Origin of the sequence: Mycobacterium avium subsp. avium (assembly GCF_009741445.1) — a bacterium.
In the GTDB taxonomy this organism is placed as follows: domain Bacteria; phylum Actinomycetota; class Actinomycetes; order Mycobacteriales; family Mycobacteriaceae; genus Mycobacterium; species Mycobacterium avium.
The window spans coordinates 1,342,624-1,359,900 of record NZ_CP046507.1; the positions used below are offsets into that span (position 1 = coordinate 1,342,624).

Sequence of the window (17,277 nt, forward strand, 5' to 3'; positions counted from 1 at the left end):
CCGCCGGCACTCCCTATCGCGCGACGATCACCGACGAGCCGTGGCCGAACAGGCCCTGGTTGGCGGTGATGCCGACCGTGGCGTTCTCCACCTGCCGGCCGGTGGCCTGACCCCGCAGTTGCCAGGTCAGCTCGCAGACCTGAGCGATCGCCTGCGCGGGAATGGCCTCGCCGAAACAGGCCAGCCCGCCGGACGGGTTGACCGGCACCCGGCCGCCGAGGGTGGTGGCGCCGCTGCGCAGCAGCGCCTCGGCCTCACCTTTGGGGCACAGGCCCAGGTGCTCGTACCAGTCGAGCTCCAGCGCGGTGGACAGGTCGTACACCTCGGCCAGGCTCAGGTCCTCGGGCGCGACACCGGCCTCGGCGTAGGCCGCGTCGATGATCTGGTCCTTGAACACCCGATCCGGCGCGGGCACCGCGGCCGTGGAATCCGTTGCGATATCCGGTAATTCGGGCAGATGCTGCGGGTAGCGCGGAGTCACCGTGCTGACCGCGCGCACCGACGGCACACCGGCCAGCGAGCCGAGGTGTTCGCGGGCGAACTTCGCGCTGGCCACGACCAGCGCGGCCGCGCCGTCGGAGGTGGCGCAGATGTCCAGCAGCCGCAGCGGGTCGGCCACCACCGCGCTGGCCAGCACGTCCTCGACGGACACCTCCTTGCGGTAGCGGGCATTCGGGTTCTGCAGGCCGTGGCGCGAGTTCTTCACCTTCACCTGGGCGAAGTCCTCGAGTGTGGCGCCGTAGAGGTCCATCCGCCGCCGCGCCAGCAGCGCGAAGTAGACCGGGTTGGTGGCGCCGATCAGGTGGAACCGCTGCCAGTCGGGATCGTTCTTGCGCTCACCGCCGACCGGGGCGAAGAAGCCCTTGGGCGTGGTGTCGGCGCCGATCACCAGGGCCACATCGCAGAAGCCCGCGAGGATTTGTGCCCGGGCGCTCTGCAGCGCCTGCGACCCGCTGGCGCACGCGGCGTAGCTGGAGCTGACCGGCACGCCGTTCCATCCCAGCTTCTGGGCGAACGTCGCGCCCGCGACGAATCCCGGGTAGCCGTTGCGGATGGTGTCGGCGCCGGCCACCAACTGGATCTGACGCCAGTCCAGGCCGGCTTCGGCCAGAGCCGCTCGCGCCGCCGCCACGCCGTACTCGGTGAAATCGTTGCCCCACTTGCCCCAGGGGTGCATGCCCGCCCCGAGGATGTAGAGCGGTTCGGGCGGGGTGCTCGGGGTTGTCATGCGCGCCTCCACGCGTGCACCATGCGCTGCACGCCGTCGTCGTCGGTGTACAGCGGCATCGTGGTCAGCTCCATCTCCATGCCGACCTTCAAGTCGGCGGCCAGCGTGCCCTCGACCACCTTGCCCAGCACGATCAGACCCTCCTTCGCCAACTCCACGGCGGCGACGGCGAACGGCTCGAACGGGTCCGGGGACGGGTAGGGCGGGGGCGGGGCATAGCGGTTCTCGGTGTAGCTCCACAGCGTTCCCCGCCTGGACAGCGGAGTCGATTCCAGCGCGTCGCCGTCGCAACCCGGATTGGGGCAGTTGTTCTCCCGGGGCGGGAAGACGTAGGTGCCGCACTGGGGGCATTTGCTGCCGATCAGGTGCGGGGCGCCGGCCTCGTCGGTGGCGAACCATCCCTCGACCGCCGGTTGTTGTCGGATGACTTCGGGCACCGGGTCAGCGTACCCAGCGGCAGCACAAAACTGAAACGTGTTGCAGTTCTGCCGGCGGCGCGGTCGCGGGGCGGAACTCGTCGTAGCGGGTGCCTAAAGTGAGAGCCGTGCCCGCCACGAAAGCCGCGACGAAAACCGCCACCAAAACCGCCGCCGGGGCCGGCGAGGAACAAAACCGGCCGACACTGATGCTGCTGGACGGCAACTCGCTGGCGTTCCGGGCGTTCTATGCGCTGCCCGCCGAGAACTTCAAGACCCGCGGCGGGCTGACCACCAACGCGGTCTACGGCTTCACCGCGATGCTGATCAACCTGCTGCGCGACGAGGCCCCGACCCACATCGCCGCGGCCTTCGACGTGTCCCGGCAGACCTTCCGCTCCGATCGCTACCCGGAATACAAGGCCAACCGCTCGGCGACCCCAGACGAGTTCCACGGCCAGATCGACATCACCAAGGAAGTCCTGGCGGCGCTGGGCATCACGGTGCTCGCCGAGCCGGGATTCGAGGCCGACGACTTGATCGCCACCTTGGCCACCCAGGCCGAGAACGAGGGCTACCGGGTGCTGGTGGTCACCGGCGACCGCGACTCGCTGCAGTTGGTCAGCGACAACGTGACGGTGCTCTACCCGCGCAAGGGCGTCAGCGAGCTGACCCGCTTCACCCCCGAGGCGGTCGTCGAAAAATATGGGCTGACCCCCCAGCAGTACCCCGACTTCGCCGCCCTGCGCGGCGACCCCAGCGACAACCTGCCCGGCATTCCCGGTGTGGGGGAGAAGACCGCCTCCAAGTGGATCGCCGAATACGGGTCGCTGCAGGCGCTGGTCGACAACGTCGACTCGGTACGCGGCAAGGTCGGCGACGCGCTGCGCGAACACCTGGCCAGCGTGATCCGCAACCGCGAGCTGACCGATCTGATCAAGGACGTGCCGCTGGCCCAGACGCCCGACACGCTGCGGCTGCAGCCCTGGGACCGCGACCAGATCCACCGGCTCTTCGACGACCTGGAGTTCCGGGTGCTGCGCGACCGGCTGTTCGAAACCCTGGCCGCGGTGGAGCCCGAGGTCGACGAGGGTTTCGACGTGCGCGGCGGCGCGCTGGAAGCCGGCGAACTGGCGGTGTGGTTGGCCGAGCACAGCTCCGGCAAGCGCTTCGGGCTGGCCGTCGCCGGCACCCACCTGGCCTACGACGCCGACTGCACCGCGCTGGCCATCGTCTCCGCCGACGGCGAGGGCCGCTACATCGACACCTCGGCGCTGGATCCCGACGACGAAGCCGCGCTGGCGTCCTGGCTGGCCGACCCCGGTCCGCCCAAGGCGCTGCACGAGGCCAAGCTGGCGATGCACGACCTGGCCGGGCGGGGCTGGACGCTGGCCGGCGTCACCTCCGACACCGCGCTGGCCGCCTACCTGGTGCGGCCCGGTCAGCGCAGCTTCTCCCTCGACGATCTCGCGCTGCGCTATCTGCGCCGCGAGCTGCGCGCGGAAAACCCTCAGCAGCAACAGCTTTCGCTGCTGGATGACACCGACGGCACCGACGACCAGGCGGTGCAGACGCTGATCCTGCGGGCGGTGGCGGTGCTGGATCTGGCCGACGCGCTCGACGAGGAACTGGCCCGCATCAACTCGACCTCGCTGTTGAGCGGCATGGAGCTGCCGGTGCAGCGGGTGCTCGCCGGAATGGAAAACGCCGGTATCGCAGTCGATTTGGACTTGCTCAGCGAGTTGCAGAGCGATTTCGCCCACCAGATCCGCGACGCGGCCGAGGCGGCGTACGCGGTGATCGGCAAGCAGATCAACCTCGGCTCGCCAAAACAGTTGCAGGCGGTGCTCTTCGACGAGCTTCAGATGCCGAAGACCAAACGCACCAAGACCGGCTACACCACCGACGCGGATGCCCTGCAGTCGCTGTTCGACAAGACCGGCCACCCGTTCCTACAGCACCTTTTGGCCCACCGGGACGCCACCCGGCTCAAGGTCACCGTCGACGGGCTGCTGAACTCGGTGGCCTCCGACGGGCGCATCCACACCACCTTCAACCAAACCATCGCGGCGACGGGCCGATTGTCGTCGACCGAGCCGAACCTGCAGAACATTCCGATCCGCACCGAGGCGGGCCGGCGGACCCGCGACGCGTTCGTGGTCGGCGACGGTTATGCCGAGCTGATGACCGCCGACTACAGCCAGATCGAGATGCGGATCATGGCCCACCTGTCCCAGGACGCCGGGCTGATCGAAGCCTTCAACACGGGGGAGGACCTGCACTCGTTCGTGGCCTCCCGCGCCTTCGGGGTGCCCATCGAGGAGGTCACCGGCGAGCTGCGCCGCCGGGTCAAGGCCATGTCCTACGGGCTGGCCTACGGGCTGAGCGCCTACGGGCTGTCGCAACAGCTCAAGATCTCCACCGAGGAGGCCAAGGAGCAGATGGACGCCTACTTCGCCCGGTTCGGCGGGGTGCGCGACTACCTGCACGCCGTCGTCGAACAGGCCCGCAAGGACGGCTACACCTCGACGGTGCTGGGCCGCCGCCGGTACCTGCCCGAGCTCGACAGCAGCAACCGGCAGGTGCGCGAAGCCGCCGAGCGGGCGGCGCTGAATGCGCCCATCCAGGGCAGCGCCGCCGACATCATCAAGGTGGCCATGATCGAGGTCGACAAGGCGATCAAGGAGGCGGGCCTGCAGTCGCGGATCCTGTTGCAGGTGCACGACGAGCTGCTCTTCGAGGTCGCGGCCGGCGAGCGGGAGCAGCTGGAAGCGCTGGCCCGCGACAAGATGGGCGGCGCCTACCCGCTCGACGTCCCGCTGGAGGTGTCCGTGGGCTACGGCCGCAGCTGGGACGCTGCGGCGCACTGAGGACCACCGCCCATGCCTGCGGCGAGACGCCGTCGCGGTCGCCCGGCCGGTTCCCGGGTCGATCCCGACGAGCGGCGCACCGCGCTTCTCGACGCCGCCGAGCGGGCCATCCGGGCCAAGGGGCCGTCCGCCGGGCTGGTCGACATCGCCGGTGAGGCGGGCTTCGTCCGGTCGGCGGTCTACGCCATGTATCCCGGGCGGGACGCGCTGCTGGCCGAGCTGAGCCGGCGCACCGCGCAGCGGCTGCTCGGCGAAATCACCACGCGCGCAGCGGGTTCCACCGATCTACGGCAGCGGATGGCGCTGTTCTTCGACGTGATCAGCGCGTGGATGCAGGCCGAGCCCAACCTGTACCGGGCGCTGACCGGCGACCCGTCCACCAGCGTCTTCGAACAACTGGCCGGGGCGGTCGAACAGATGCTCACGACCTCCTCGGGGTCGGAGCAGGCCCGCCGGGCGGCCGCGCCGTGGTCGCGGGCCATCGTCGGGTCGGCGGTGTCGGCCGCCGAATGGTGGTGCCGCGCCGGCACCATGCCCCGCGCCGAGCTCGTCGAACACCTGACCGCGCTGTGCTGGGACGGCGGCGCGGCGCTGCCGTTCAACGCCGACGACATCAGAACCATTGACAGCGGACCCCATTAATAAACACACTGTCTTTTATGGTTCTGGCAGACGTGCAAGCGCCGTCGCGCTACTGGGAAAACATCGTCGGCGAAACCGACCTCGACGTCACCGACATCACCGGCACCTTGCCCGACGGCCTCGTGGGCACCCTGTACCGCAACGGTTCGGGCCGCTGGACGGTGGGATCGACGCAAGTCGAGAGCATTTTCGACGCCGACGGGATGGTCAGCGCGTTCGTGCTCGACGGGTCCGGGGTGCGGTTCCGCAACCGGTTCGTCCGCACCCGCCACTACCTGAGGTCGACCGCGGCCGGGCGGCTGGTCGACCGCGGGTTCGCCTACCAGCGACCCGGCGGCCCGCCGGCCAATGCGCTGCGGCTGCCGGCCAACACCGCCAACACCAGCGTCATGGTCAACCGCAACCAGCTGCTGGCGCTGTGGGAGGGCGGGCCACCGCACGAACTCGACCTCGACACGCTGGACACCATCGGCCGGTGCAACCTGCGCGGGGCGCTGCGGGGTCCGGTGCGCGCCTATTCGGCGCACTACCGCTACGACCCGATGACCAACACCAAGGTCAACTTCGGCTTCGACCCGTACGTCCCGCGCATCGACCCCGGCCATGCGCTGCGCGGTCCCCGGCGGCTGCGGCGGCTGCGGGAGCTGGCCGCCGAGGCGGTGCCCCGGGTGCGGCTGCGCCTGTATGAGACCGGCGCCGACGGGGTGACGCGATACCTGCACGCGGTGCCGTTGCCGGGCATGGGCGTGGTGCACGACATGGCGTTGACCACGCGCTACGCCGTCTTCGTGCTGTCCCCGCTGCGGATCAACCCGTGGGCGTTGACCGGCCGCCAATCTTATTGGGAATCCATATGTTTCAAGCCGGACGCGCCGTCGTATTTCGTGCTCGCCCCACGCGACGGCGGGGCGGTCCGGGTGGTCGAGACCGACCCGTTCTATCACTGGCATTTCACCAACGCCTACGACGACGGCGACGACGTCGTCGTCGAACTGCCGCGGTTCGCGCCGCAGACCTACGCCGGCATGAAGAACTACACCGCGCACATCCGCTCGGACATCGCGCAGGTCGACGACTACGGAGCCATCGAGGACGCCGTGGTGCTCACCCGGTTCCGGATCGCGGCGTCGGGCCGGGTGACCCGCGAGCCACTGGCCGATTTCGGCTGCGAATTCCCCCAGATCGACCCCCGCCGCGGCACCATGCGCCACCACGTCTCCTACCTGACCGTCCAGGACCCGGCCAAGTTCCCCGGACAAGGGATAGCCCGCGTCGACCACCGCACCGGCGAGGCGCAAACGTACTGCCCACCCGGGCAGGTGTTGGTGGAGCCGATCTTCGTGCCGCGGCCCGGCGGCACCGCCGAGGACGACGGGTGGCTGCTCACCGTCGGCTATGACGAATCGCGGCATCTCAGCAGGTTGATGGTGGTGGACGCGGCGCACGTGGCCGACGGGCCGGTCGCGGAGGCGTGGCTGCCGTTTCACGTCCCAATGAGCTATCACGGCACCTTCACCACCCGGGTGGCGCAGCGGACCGGGTGACGCGGCGGGTCCGGGTTTGGCCAGCTTGCGCACAGTCGAGTAGCCTCGACAGGTAAATCCCAATTGTCCCTACGACCAAACCTGTCCGGAGCAACCCAACAACATGCCGAGTCCCGCCGTCACCTCGCCCCAAGTAGCCGTCAACGACATTGGCTCCAGCGAGGACTTTCTCGCCGCAATCGACAAAACGATCAAGTACTTCAACGATGGCGACATCGTCGAGGGCACGATCGTCAAAGTGGACCGGGACGAGGTGCTCCTCGACATCGGCTACAAGACCGAAGGGGTCATCCCCGCCCGCGAGCTCTCCATCAAGCACGACGTCGACCCCAACGAGGTCGTTTCCGTGGGAGATGAGGTGGAAGCCCTGGTCCTCACCAAGGAGGACAAAGAGGGCCGCCTGATCCTGTCCAAGAAGCGCGCTCAGTACGAGCGCGCCTGGGGCACCATCGAGGCGCTCAAGGAGAAGGACGAGGCCGTCAAGGGCACCGTCATCGAGGTGGTCAAGGGTGGCCTGATCCTCGACATCGGCCTGCGCGGCTTCCTGCCCGCCTCGCTGGTCGAGATGCGCCGGGTCCGCGATCTGCAGCCCTACATCGGCAAGGAGATCGAGGCCAAGATCATCGAGCTGGACAAGAACCGCAACAACGTGGTGCTGAGCCGCCGCGCCTGGCTGGAGCAGACCCAGTCCGAGGTGCGCAGCGAGTTCCTCAACCAGCTGCAGAAGGGCGCCATCCGCAAGGGTGTGGTCTCCTCCATCGTCAACTTCGGCGCGTTCGTCGACCTGGGCGGCGTGGACGGCCTGGTGCACGTCTCCGAGCTCTCCTGGAAGCACATCGACCACCCGTCCGAGGTGGTGCAGGTGGGCGACGAGGTCACCGTCGAGGTGCTCGACGTCGACATGGACCGCGAGCGGGTTTCGTTGTCGCTCAAGGCAACTCAGGAAGACCCGTGGCGCCACTTCGCCCGCACCCACGCCATCGGCCAGATCGTGCCCGGCAAGGTCACCAAGCTGGTTCCGTTCGGCGCGTTCGTGCGCGTCGAGGAGGGCATCGAGGGTCTGGTGCACATCTCGGAGCTGGCCGAGCGGCACGTCGAGGTGCCCGACCAGGTGGTCGCGGTCGGCGACGACGCGATGGTCAAGGTCATCGACATCGACCTGGAGCGGCGCCGGATCTCGTTGAGCCTCAAGCAGGCCAACGAGGACTACACCGAGGAGTTCGACCCCGCCAAGTACGGCATGGCCGACTCCTACGACGAGCAGGGCAACTACATCTTCCCCGAGGGATTCGACCCCGAAACCAACGAATGGCTCGAGGGATTCGAGAAGCAGCGCGCCGAGTGGGAGGCCCGCTACGCCGAGGCCGAGCGCCGGCACAAGATGCACACCGCGCAGATGGAGAAGTTCGCCGCGGCCGAGGCGGCCGGGCACGCCGGCGGCGAGCAGTCGCCCGGCAACGGCGCACCGGCGGAGAAGGCGGGCGGTTCGCTGGCCAGCGACGCCCAACTGGCCGCGCTGCGGGAAAAGCTCGCCGGCAACGCCTGATTCAGCTCGCTGATGCTGCGCATCGGGTTGACCGGCGGCATCGGCGCCGGCAAGTCGGCGCTGTCTTCCGCGTTCGCGCAGTGCGGTGCGGTCATCGTCGACGGTGACGTCATCGCCCGTGAGGTGGTCCGGCCCGGTACCGAGGGCCTGGCGGCGCTGGTCGAGGCGTTCGGACGCGACATCCTGCTCGCGGACGGATCGCTGGACCGGCCGGCGTTGGCGGCCAAGGCTTTCGCCGACGACGCCGCTCGTCAGACGCTCAACGGGATCGTGCATCCGCTGGTGGGTGCGCGCCGCGCTGAGATAATCGCGTCGGTGCCCGCGGATTCCGTTGTGGTCGAGGACATTCCGCTGCTGGTGGAATCCGGGATGGCGCCGCTGTTCCCGCTCGTCGTCATCGTGTACGCCGATGTCGAGGTGCGGCTGCGGCGGCTGGTCGAGCAGCGCGGCATGGCCGAAGCCGACGCCCGCGCCCGGATCGCCGCTCAGGCCAGCGACGAGCAGCGCCGCGCCGTCGCCGACATCTGGCTGGACAACTCGGGCAGCCCGGCGGAGTTGGTGCAACGGGCCCAGCAGGTGTGGAACGAGCGCATCGTGCCGTTCGCCCACAACCTGAGCACGCGTCAGATCGCCCGGGCGCCGGTGCGGTTGGTGCCGCCCGATCCCGAGTGGCCGGCCCAGGCGCAGCGAATCGTCAACCGGCTCAAGACCGCATCCGGCCATCGGGCGCTGCGCGTCGACCACGTCGGCTCCACGGCGTTGCCCGGGGATTCGGATTTCGCGGCCAAGGACGTCATCGACATCCAGATCACCGTGGAATCCCTGGCCGCCGCCGACGAACTCGTCGAACCGTTGCTGGCCGCCGGATACCCTCGCCTCGAACACATCACCGCCGACGTCGCCAAGCCCGACGCCCGCAGCACCGTCGAGCGCTACGATCACACCGACGATCCGGCCTTGTGGCACAAGCGGATTCACGCCTCGGCGGACCCGGGCCGGCCCACCAACGTGCACATCCGGGTGGACGGCTGGCCCGGCCAGCAGTTCGCCCTGCTGTTCGTGGACTGGTTGACCGCCGACCCCGATGCTCGGGCCGACTATCTGGCCGTCAAGCGCAGCGCCGAACAGCGGGCCGACGGTGACATCGACGCCTACGTCGCCGTCAAGGAGCCGTGGTTTCGCGACGCCTACCGGCGGGCCTGGGATTGGGCCGACTCGACGGGCTGGAAACCCTAGCCGCGGGGCCTCAGGGCAGCGGTGCGCCGCACTGCAGGGCCCCGTTCATGGGGTCGGTGTTGCCCGGCGCCGGCCTGACCATCTGATCGGTCTGCACGAAAACGTCGTCGTCCACGTCGATTTCGCAGTGCACGTTCGCCGCGTAGGGGAAGTGCAGCACGATGCGCATCCCGGCCTGCTGCGGGTCGGGCAGCACCGTGTCGGCCTCGAAGGCGTTGCCGGGCATCGAACTCAGCGCGGCGGTGTTGGTCTGGCCGCCGTTGGTCACGAAGGTGGCCTGACTGCCGGTGGTGACGGCGTCGATCCTGGCCCGGTAGGTGATGTTGTGCAGATCCGCCCGTGCCGGTGCCGGACTTAGCTGGGAGCCGGCCGCGATGATGATCAGGGCGGCGATCGGCATCAACCTGTGGTTGCTGGCGCTCATGCGCCGAGATTACCCGGGCTGACAGCGCGGGCACCACAGGGTGGTCCGGCCGCCCACCCGGGCGTGGTCCAGGCGGGCGCCGCAGCGGGGGCAGTGCGGGTTGGGCGCGTCGCGGGCGCCGGTGAGCCAGCGCGGCAGGCCCGGCACCCGGCCATGCCGCACCGCGGTGCGCAGCACCTGCGTCATCGCGCGGTGCAGCGCCTTCACCTCGTCGTCGTCCAGGTCTGCGACCGCGCGGGTGGGGCGGATCCGGGCCCGCCAGCAGATCTCGTCGACCAGCAGGTTGCCCAGCCCGGCGAGCACCGACTGGTCCATCAGCGCGGATTTGAGCTGCCGCCTCCGGGCCGAGCGCGCCGTCAGCGCGTCGCGGAAATCGAGCAGGCCAAGACCCAGCGCGTCGGGGCCTTGCCGGCCGGTGATGGGCACCAGATCGTCGGGATCGTCGGCCAGCCAGACTCCCCGCAATTTACGAAGATCGGTGTAGCGCAGTTCGCCCTGGTCCAGCGACACCACGAGGCGCTGGTGGCGGTCCTCGGCGGCACCGTCGGCGCAATAGTAGGGGCGGCCGGTCATTCCGCTGTGGATCAGCAGCGTCGGGCCGTCGGTGGGAAGCACCAGCCACTTGCCGTGTCGTCGCGGGCCGGCGAACCGCCGCCCGGTCAGCCGGCGGGCCAGCGTCGTCGCGGTGGTGTTGCGCAGGATCCCGGGATCGTGCACCTTCACCCGCCGGACGCGTCGCCCCGGCAACGCGTCGGCCAGTTGCCGCCGGAATCCCTCCACGTCGGGCAGTTCCGGCATCAGCGCGTCTCCCGGATCACCTCGGTGGGATCCTTGTCGGTGCGGATGCCGAGATAGCGGGGGTGACGTAGCTTTCCGTCGCGGGTCCACTCGGTGAACCCGATCTGGACCACCAGCTCCGGGCGCACCCAGTGCGCGCCGGCCTCGGGCACCAAACCCCGGGTGAATGGCGTTGTGTCGCAGGCGATCCCGGACAGCAGCTGGTGCAAGCGGTGTAGCGTCGCCTCGTCGAAACTGGTGCCCACCTTGCCGGCGTAGTGCAACTGGTCCCCCTGGTAGTAGCCCAGCAGCAGGGCGCCCAACTCGAGCCGCTTGCCCTTGGGGCTGGTGTAGCCGCCGACCACGAATTCCTGGTCGCGCACGCATTTGAACTTCAACCAGTTCTCCGAGCGGCGGCCGTCATAGGCCGATTCGGCCCGCTTGGCGATCACACCCTCGTCACCACGACCGCACGCCGCCCGGTACGCGGCCATCCCGTCCCCGACCCGGTGCGGTGCATAGCGCAGCGGATCGGTGAAGTCGATTGCCTTGCGCAGCAATCTCTTACGCCAGATCAGCGGCACCGCGACGGTCGACTTGCCGTCGAGATGCAGCAGGTCGAACACGTAGTAGTAGATACGCACCGACGATGCCCGGGCCACGTCGGGGTCGGTGATGCCCAGCCGGCCCTGCAGCCGGGCGAAGCTGGTGCGGCGGCCCTCGAACGCCACCACCTCGCCGTCCAGCACGAAGCGCGTCTCGCGCTGCGCGGCCAGCGCCTCGACCAATTCCGGGTAGGTCCCGTTGAGCGGCTTGCGGTTTCGCGACAGCAGCCGGACCCGGTCGCCGTCGCGGAAGGCCAGGCAGCGCATGCCGTCGAACTTGCGCTCGAAGATCCAGTGCGGGTCGGAGAATCGCTGCTCGGTGAGGGTGGCCAGCGTGGGCGAGCACCACTGGGGCACGGGCTCGTCGCGCAGCGCGGCACGCACGGAATCGGGCAGCGCGGCGAAGTCGGTCACGGCGCCGGCCCCGGCGCCGCGGCGCGTCCCCGCCAGGTCAGTTCCATGCCGATCTCGCTCAGCCATCGGGTCAGGTCATAGCCGTTGCGGGCCAGCCCGTCGACGGCGGCCACCGCGCGTTGGATCGCCCGTTCGGCGACCTCCGGGGTGAGCAGGCCGTGCCGGAGGGCATCGAGCAACTCGTCGACATCGGTCAGCTCGGCGCGGATGCCGGTGCGGACCTCGATGTCCAGGTAGTGGTCCTCCGAACGCCACACCGTGGGCCCGGGCAGGTAGTCGCCCACGTCCAGGTAGTAGTCGTGATCGCGTTCGTGCCCTGGATTGAAGTGAAAAACCGTGGCGCGCAAGCCCAACGACGGTAGCAGCCACGACTCGAGGTAATGGAACTGGACGCGGCCGGGGGTGGGGCGGGCAAGGTACAGGCCCCACGGCCGCACCGCATACTCGTCGACGGTCCGCACGATGCCCTTCGGATCGGTGTTGGTGCGGGCCCGCAGGTCGAACGTCTCATGCTTGGGAGGGTGGATGATGTCACCCTACCGGCCGTTCACCGATTCCTCACCGGCGCAACCGGATCTTCCACCGCACGAAGACGGCGTAACACAGCGCCAGCGCGGCCAGCATGCCCATGTCGAGCAGCCAGGTCCCCGGCGTGTGCAGCCAGAACCGATCCTGCGACAGCAGCGAATCGGGCACCAGATGGCGCAGGTCCACCGTGGCCGACGCCGCGGCGTAGCCCCAGCGCGCCGGCATCGCCCACGACAACTGGTTCAGGCCCAGCCGGCCGGTCACCGGCACCATGCCGCCGCACAGCACCAGCTGCGCCATCACGGTGACGACGAACAGCGGCATGATCTGCTCGCTGGAGCGGACCAGCGACGAGATGGCCAGGCCCAGAACGGCCGAGGCGACACACGTCGCCGCGACCGTGGCGAACAGTTCGGCGACGGCGCCGGCGGTGGAATGGCCGAACAGCACCGCGCCCCGCGTCGGGGCGCCCTTGCCGATCACCACGATCGCCGTCACGATCGCCGACTGCAGCACGGCGAAGCCGCAGAACACCGCGGTCTTGGCGAGCAGGTAGGCGGTGGTCGACAGGCCCACCGCCTGCTCGCGCTGGAAGATGGCGCGTTCGCCGACCAGATCGCGAATCGTCAACGCGGTTCCCATGAATGCCGCGGCCGGCAGCAGCAGGGCCAGGATCTGCGCGGCCTCGTCGGGTGTCCCGGCCGCGGGCGCCGGAACGCGAAATCCGTTGTGGCCCGGCACGGTCAATGACAGCGAACCCAGGATGAACGGCAGCAGCGCCAGGAAGACGAAGTAGGCGCGGTCGGCCACCACCAGCCGGACCTGCCGGCGCGCGATCGTCGAAATCTGGTGCCGCAGACTGGTATGCACCGGCTCGCCCAGATCTTCGGGCTCGTCGGCGCGGTCGGATTTGTGGGACCGTTGCTGGGCCTCGCGCTGTTCCCGGAAGCGGCGGTTGGCCTCCTCGGGATCGGCGCCGACCTGAGTGAAGATCTTGGCCCAGTTGGTAGTTCCCATCGCCGGGCCGATTCGGTCGGGGGCGCCGCAGTAGGCCGTCTTGCCGCCCGGAGCCATCAGCAGCACCTGGTCGCACACGTCGAGGTAGGACAGCGAGTGGGTGACCACCAGCACCACCCGGCCGGCGTCGGCCAACTGGCGCAGCATCGTCATGACTTGAAGGTCCAGCGCGGGATCCAGGCCCGAGGTCGGTTCGTCGAGGATCAGCAGCGACGGCCCGGTCAGCAGTTCGAGGGCCACCGAGGCGCGTTTGCGCTGCCCACCGGACAGTTTGTCGACGCGGGTGTCGGCGTGCTTGGTCAGGTCGAGTTCCTCGAGGACCTGGGCGACCACCCGGGCGCGGTCGGCCTTGCCGGTGTCGGGCGGCAGCCGCAGTTCGGCGGCGTAGCCGAGCGCCTGGTTGACGGTCAGCTGGCGATGCACCACGTCGTCCTGCGGCACCATGCCGATCCGGCTGCGCAGGGAGGCGTACTCGCCGTGAATGTTGTGCCCCTCGAACGTCACCGAGCCCGAACTCGGCGTCGTGTAGCCGGCGATGAGCCGGGCCAGGGTGCTCTTTCCGGCGCCCGACCCGCCGATCACCGCGGTCAGCGTTCCCGGCCGCGCGGTCAGCGAGATGTCGTCGAGCAGCTGCTTGCCGTCGTCGACGACGTAGGTGACGTTGCGCACCTCGAGACCGCCGCTGCGCGTTGCGGTTTGGCCGCGTTCGGTCAGCGTGCCGTCGCGGAACACCAGGTCGACGTTGCCGATGGTGACGACGTCGTCGTCGGACAGGATCGCCGAACCCACCCGGGTGCCGTTGACGAAGGTTCCGTTGACGCTGTTGTCGCGGATCTCGGTGCCCAGCGCCGTGGGCACCAGCGTCGCGTGGTGGCGCGACGCCAGGACGTCGGCGACGACGATGTCGTTGTCGACGGCACGGCCGATCGTCATGGCGCCAGCCGTGCCCGCGGCCGAGGAGGCGCGCGGGGACAGCAGTTTCACGAACCGCGTCGCCAGGTTCGACACGTCGGCCGTCTTGGCGTCGATCACGGTGAATTCCGTTGCCGGCGTGGGCGATGTCCGCGGTGGCCCGGCCGGAGCGCTCGCCGGGGCGACGCGCGATCGGGCCGGCGAGCCGGGGACGATGACGGTGCGTTCCTCCGGCGGTGTGCTCGGCGGTCGGGCCGGCCGGCGGGGCGGCACCGGGCGCCGCGGCGGGCGCGTCGGGTTGGTCTGCTCGGTGATCGCGGTCCAGGTCAGGGTCGGCGGCCCGGAGTCATGACTCGGCCGGGGCCGGCCCGGGTGGCCCGCGTGACCCTGCTGCGGCCCCAGCGCGAAGGTCAGCCGCGGGCCGTGCGGGTTTCCCACGTGGATGCTCTGGCCGTCGTGGATGTCGACGACCGGCATCCGGTAGCCGTTGAGGTACGTGCCGTTGAGCGAGCCGTTGTCGATCGCCAGCCAGCGGCCCTGCTCGAAACGCAGGATCAGATGCGCACGCGAGATCCGCGGATCCGGGATGCGCACATCGGCCTGCACGTGGCGTCCGACGACCACCTCGTGGCCGGCCGCGAAGGATCGTTGGGACCCGTCGTGCCGAATTGTCAGGATGGGCGGGGCGGGTCGAGTCACCACTCAAGTATCGGCCCGCGTCGACAGTGCCTCCATGAGTAGCGGCTGTGACTTCCCTTTGTTTCGGTTCGGTCACTCACAGCGCTTTCATAACCTGCCGAGGCGAATCGCCCACTGGCGTGCGGCATTATTCGAACGGGAGGGGAGCACGCAGACTGCGTCCGGACCAGCCGCGGTGCGATCCGCATCACAGTGGAGGCGACCGGTGACGAGGGGGTGAGGCAGACGTGAACGAGCACAAGGGAACTACCCGGCGCATCAGGGCCGGGCGGCGACTGTTGAGCAACCCGCGACAGGCCCGCGCGGCGCTGCGCGCGGGCTTTCAGTCGCTGCCCGGCATGCCCATCGGGCAGCTGTTTCGCCGGATCCCGCCGGTCGATTCCCGCCCACACCCGGAACCCGCAGCGGCGCAAGGGCATAGCGAGCCCGGCGGGCCGCGACTGACGATAGGCAACGGAGCGTCGTTCGCCGGGTACACCATTTTGCGGCAGCTGGGCGCCGGCGGTATGGCCGAGGTGTACCTGGCTCTGCATCCCCGGCTGCCGCGCCGCGACGTGATCAAGGTGCTCGCCGAGGCGGTGACGGTCGATCCCGAGTTTCGCGAAAGATTCAACCGGGAGGCCGATCTGGCCGCGACGCTGTGGCATCCGCACATCGTCGGCGTCCACGACCGCGGTGAATTCAACGGCCACCTGTGGATCTCGATGGACTACGTCGAGGGCACCGACGCCTCGCGGCTGGTCAAAGAGAGCTACCCCGACGGCATGCCGTTGGACGAGGTGTCGGCCATCGTGCAGGCGGTGGCGGGCGCGCTGGACTACGCGCACGCCCGCGGCCTACTGCACCGTGATGTGAAGCCGGCCAACATCCTGCTCACCCATCCCGAAGCGGGGGAGCGGCGAATCTTGTTGGCGGACTTCGGGGTTGCGCGGCATCTGGGCGACATCAGCGGGATCACCGAAACCAACGTCGCGGTGGGGACGGTGGCGTATGCCGCGCCCGAGCAGCTGACGGGTTCGCCCATCGACGGCCGGGCAGACCAATATGCCTTGGCCGCAACGGCTTTCCATCTGCTCACCGGTGCGCCGCCATTCCAGCACTCCAACCCGATCGCGGTGATCGGTCAGCATCTGCACGAGGACCCGCCCCGGCTCAGCGATTTCCGGCCCGAGCTGGCCGCGCTGGACGAGGTGTTCTGCCAGGCCCTGGCCAAGGCGCCCGAGGACAGGTTCGACCGGTGTCGCGCGTTCGCCGCCGCCGTCAGCCGGGAGTGCGACGGCGCCGCCGCGATCGGCCCTGATGCCCGGTCGCGCACCGTCGCGTCGCCGGCGCACCGCCGGCGCGGGCCGGACCGTGTCATCGCCGCCGTGACGCACCGGTTCTCGCCGCAAACCCGGTGGGCCGCCGCGTTGGTGTGCGCGGTGCTCGTCGCCGTCGCGGCGACCTGGTCGGTGCTCTACTCGTTTCAGCCCGGCGCCCCGCCGGCCAACCCCGCGCTCGCGTCGAAACCGTCGCCGCCCGCCGCCGTCGCCGCGCCCATCGCGGGCGGACCGGTGCTCAACGGGACCTACAAGCTGGACTACGACCAGACCAAGCGCACCACCAACGGCATCGGGATCCGCCACGACGGAGCCGGTACCAACTGGTGGGCCTTCCGGTCGGCGTGCACCAGCAGCGGGTGTGCGGCCACCGGGACGCGGTTGGACGACGCCACCCATCAAACGGCCGGCGGTCCCGACGGGGGCCAGACGGACACGCTGCGCTTCGTGGGCGGTTACTGGCAGGGGGCGCCCGAACAGCAGCGGGTGGGCTGCACCCGGCCCGGCGGGCCCGCCGGGGCGACTCAGCAGGAGACGATCGCCTGGTCGCTGGCGCCGCAGAGCGACGGGACGCTGCGCGGCACCGAGACCGAGACGGTGCTCAGCAACGAGTGTGGCGCTCAGGGGGCGGTGGTGCGGGTGCCGGTGGTGGCTACCCGGGTCGGCGACGTGCCGCCGGGAGTGACCGTGGCCGATCCCGCTTCGGTGATCAACGCCTCGCCCACCGCGGCCGCGCCGGCGCCGCCGGTGCTGGGCGGGCTGTGCAGCGATGTCGGCAAGGTCGCCTACGACCCGACCAACAACGAGCAGATCGTCTGCGAGGGCAGCAGCTGGGCCAAGGCGCCGATCACCATGGGCGTGCACGCGGCCGGCAGCTCGTGTGACCGGCCGGGCACCTCGGTGTTCGCCATGAGCACCTCCAGTGACGGCTACCTGCTGCAGTGCGATCCGGTCACCCGCACGTGGACGCGTCCCGCTGGGTAGTTGTCTTTTGGCGCCTCGACTCCGGGTGCCGTCTCCGGGCGCCTCACCTTCTGGCGCCTCGGGGTGCCGGGTCTCCGGACACCATGAGGTGAGTTTCAAACTCGCTAGCGGATGCG

Annotated in this window: 13 protein-coding genes; 6 read left to right on the forward strand and 7 right to left on the reverse strand. The window is 69.7% G+C overall.

The annotated features are described in order from the left end of the window. Window positions 1-13 precede the first annotated feature (13 nt). Both MAA44156_RS06430 and MAA44156_RS06435 read right to left on the reverse strand, forming a co-directional pair. Window positions 14-1,228, reverse strand: coding sequence for a lipid-transfer protein (locus MAA44156_RS06430; RefSeq protein ID WP_003876232.1), 1,215 nt, complete (start codon window positions 1,226-1,228; stop codon window positions 14-16). Then, complete coding sequence (locus MAA44156_RS06435) at window positions 1,225-1,665, reverse strand: Zn-ribbon domain-containing OB-fold protein (protein ID WP_003876233.1); 441 nt, start codon at window positions 1,663-1,665, stop codon at window positions 1,225-1,227. The genes MAA44156_RS06430 and MAA44156_RS06435 overlap by 4 nt, the downstream gene beginning before the upstream one ends. A gap of 188 nt (window positions 1,666-1,853) precedes the next feature. Here MAA44156_RS06435 and polA point away from each other — a divergent pair, with 188 nt between their 5' ends. The 5 genes from polA to coaE all read left to right on the forward strand — a co-directional run bounded on the left by polA (window position 1,854) and on the right by coaE (window position 9,482). Beyond that, on the forward strand, window positions 1,854-4,514 hold the full coding sequence (gene polA / locus MAA44156_RS06440; RefSeq protein WP_162990992.1) for a DNA polymerase I: 2,661 nt from the start codon (window positions 1,854-1,856) through the stop codon (window positions 4,512-4,514). Window positions 4,515-4,526: 12 nt separating this feature from the next. Continuing rightward, window positions 4,527-5,156 carry a TetR family transcriptional regulator gene (locus MAA44156_RS06445; protein ID WP_009977352.1) on the forward strand — a complete coding sequence of 210 codons (630 nt, stop codon included), beginning with the start codon at window positions 4,527-4,529 and terminating at the stop codon, window positions 5,154-5,156. A 17-nt stretch (window positions 5,157-5,173) separates the two neighbouring features. Beyond that, window positions 5,174-6,700 (forward strand): carotenoid oxygenase family protein, encoded by a 1,527-nt coding sequence (locus tag MAA44156_RS06450; protein ID WP_009977351.1) that lies wholly within the window; start codon window positions 5,174-5,176, stop codon window positions 6,698-6,700. Window positions 6,701-6,803: 103 nt separating this feature from the next. After that, window positions 6,804-8,246, forward strand: a complete 1,443-nt coding sequence (gene rpsA / locus MAA44156_RS06455; RefSeq protein ID WP_003876237.1) for a 30S ribosomal protein S1 — start codon at window positions 6,804-6,806, stop codon at window positions 8,244-8,246. Window positions 8,247-8,258: 12 nt separating this feature from the next. Further along, window positions 8,259-9,482: a dephospho-CoA kinase gene (gene coaE / locus MAA44156_RS06460; protein WP_009977350.1), complete on the forward strand. Its 1,224-nt coding sequence runs from the start codon at window positions 8,259-8,261 to the stop codon at window positions 9,480-9,482. Window positions 9,483-9,492: 10 nt separating this feature from the next. Here coaE and MAA44156_RS06465 read toward each other — a convergent pair whose 3' ends face one another. The 5 genes from MAA44156_RS06465 to MAA44156_RS06485 all read right to left on the reverse strand — a co-directional run bounded on the left by MAA44156_RS06465 (window position 9,493) and on the right by MAA44156_RS06485 (window position 14,861). Next, window positions 9,493-9,906, reverse strand: coding sequence for a hypothetical protein (locus MAA44156_RS06465; RefSeq protein WP_003876239.1), 414 nt, complete (start codon window positions 9,904-9,906; stop codon window positions 9,493-9,495). 9 nt (window positions 9,907-9,915) lie between these two features. Then, entirely contained in the window at window positions 9,916-10,704 is a 789-nt protein-coding gene (locus MAA44156_RS06470) for an Fpg/Nei family DNA glycosylase (RefSeq protein WP_009977348.1), read from the reverse strand. Beyond that, entirely contained in the window at window positions 10,704-11,702 is a 999-nt protein-coding gene (gene ligD / locus MAA44156_RS06475) for a non-homologous end-joining DNA ligase (protein ID WP_009977347.1), read from the reverse strand. Before ligD ends, MAA44156_RS06470 begins: the two co-directional genes overlap by 1 nt. Next, window positions 11,699-12,163, reverse strand: coding sequence for a ribonuclease FAU-1 family protein (locus MAA44156_RS06480; protein WP_009977345.1), 465 nt, complete (start codon window positions 12,161-12,163; stop codon window positions 11,699-11,701). Before MAA44156_RS06480 ends, ligD begins: the two co-directional genes overlap by 4 nt. Window positions 12,164-12,260: 97 nt before the next feature. Beyond that, window positions 12,261-14,861: an ATP-binding cassette domain-containing protein gene (locus MAA44156_RS06485; RefSeq protein ID WP_205590186.1), complete on the reverse strand. Its 2,601-nt coding sequence runs from the start codon at window positions 14,859-14,861 to the stop codon at window positions 12,261-12,263. Between the two features lie 224 nt (window positions 14,862-15,085). On the opposite strand from MAA44156_RS06485, the gene MAA44156_RS06490 reads away from it, so the two are divergent. Next, on the forward strand, window positions 15,086-17,161 hold the full coding sequence (locus tag MAA44156_RS06490; protein ID WP_023880164.1) for a serine/threonine-protein kinase: 2,076 nt from the start codon (window positions 15,086-15,088) through the stop codon (window positions 17,159-17,161). The last annotated feature ends 116 nt before the right edge of the window (window positions 17,162-17,277 follow it).